A 1,417-nucleotide genomic window follows, 5' to 3' on the forward strand; every position below is an offset into this window, starting at 1 on the left:
GCGGTAGTCACTTGAGTGGGGTGGACGCGGTAGTCACTTGAGTGGGGTGGACGTATGGATGATATAAAATGTGATTTCTCTCCAATGAAAGTTGAAGTGAAAAGCAAGCTTCTACATTTGCGTGAATCCCTTGAAGCTTTGATAAAGGATTTGGATCATGATGCTGGCAATTGCTTGCTAAACGAGTTCCATTCTATGAAAGAACAAGTTTTTGAAACGGAATCGATTGCAACAACCTTTTATTTAAAGTGTTATCTTGCACCTTATACCGCTAAATATGACGAGCTGTCCCATGCAATATCTCATCTATCTAAACGGCGTCATGGGGCGCTTCTCGTCGTGCAAAGATCAGATTCAATCGATAGGTATATTACTCATGGCGTATTAATTTCTGCCATGCTGACGCATTCGTTAATAGAATCTATTTTCACGCCTGGCGGTCCGCTCCATGACGGCGCAGTCTTAATCCAAAATGATAAAATTATATCTGCCGGCAATGTCCTGCCGTTAACGCAAAGAGACAGCGAGCAGAAGAAGCTTGGAACTAGACATCGTGCCGGTCTTGGTTTATCAGAATTAAGTGATGCGCTTGTTATCATCGTATCAGAAGAAACCGGACAAGCTTCCTTCAGCTTGGAAGGGAATTTATATCCCTTTTCACCGGGCAATGATCTGCTCCATTAATCGAGCCAAAGAAAAACCACCTCTTCATAAAGAGGTGGTAGTTAATAGTGAGTTTTAACGCAATGTTTTCAATGCACCGCTCCAAGCGAGTACTTGATCTAACATACCGTTCAAATTAGTAAGATGAAGATCAGCTGGTTTGAAAACAGAACCGTTCTCAAAATCAGTGAAGAGTGACAATGCAGGATGTACACGAACGTCAGCTACAGACAATTCGCCCAAAATTCCACGTAAATGTTCAGCTGCACGAGCACCGCCTACGGAACCGTAACTTACGATACCTGCTGCTTTATCGTTCCATGCGTCACGAGCATAATCAAGCGCATTTTTCAGTGATGCTGAAATACTGTGGTTATATTCTTGTACGATAAATACGAATCCATCCAAGCTTGCAAGCTTAGTATTCCAAGCTGTTGCTTGCTCAGTAGCATCGCTTTCTCCCAAGAGCGGGAGCTTGAAATCCGCGATATCAACGATTTCATAATTAGCATCTCCGCGTTGATCAGCGATTTTCTTCACCCATTCACCAACTTGCGGGCTAAGACGACCTTGACGAGTACTTCCTAAAATAATACCGATATTTAATTTTGACACTGTTTTTTCCTCCTCAATAGTTGTTCTACCAAATCATTTGTCTAGAAAACCTTTTGCAGACACTGCCAAATCATGTTGTAAAGCTTTAGAACAAGAACCGTCCTTAGAATAACAAATAGTTAATGATCAGTATTTCTTA

The 1,417-nt window shown here is 41.8% G+C and carries 2 protein-coding genes; one reads left to right on the top strand and one right to left on the bottom strand.

Annotated elements, in window-relative coordinates:
- Positions 1–54: 54 nt before the first annotated feature.
- Positions 55–684, top strand: coding sequence for a sporulation-specific diadenylate cyclase CdaS (cdaS, locus tag AB4Z17_RS33465; RefSeq protein WP_441907658.1), 630 nt, complete (start codon positions 55–57; stop codon positions 682–684).
- A gap of 54 nt (positions 685–738) precedes the next feature.
- On the opposite strand, the gene AB4Z17_RS33470 is transcribed toward cdaS, so the two are convergent.
- Complete coding sequence (locus tag AB4Z17_RS33470; RefSeq protein WP_076265973.1) at positions 739–1,278, bottom strand: NADPH-dependent FMN reductase; 540 nt, start codon at positions 1,276–1,278, stop codon at positions 739–741.
- Between the last annotated feature and the right edge of the window lie 139 nt (positions 1,279–1,417).

This window comes from Paenibacillus sp. TAF43_2, from assembly GCF_052113545.1.
Lineage (GTDB): Bacteria > Bacillota > Bacilli > Paenibacillales > Paenibacillaceae > Pristimantibacillus.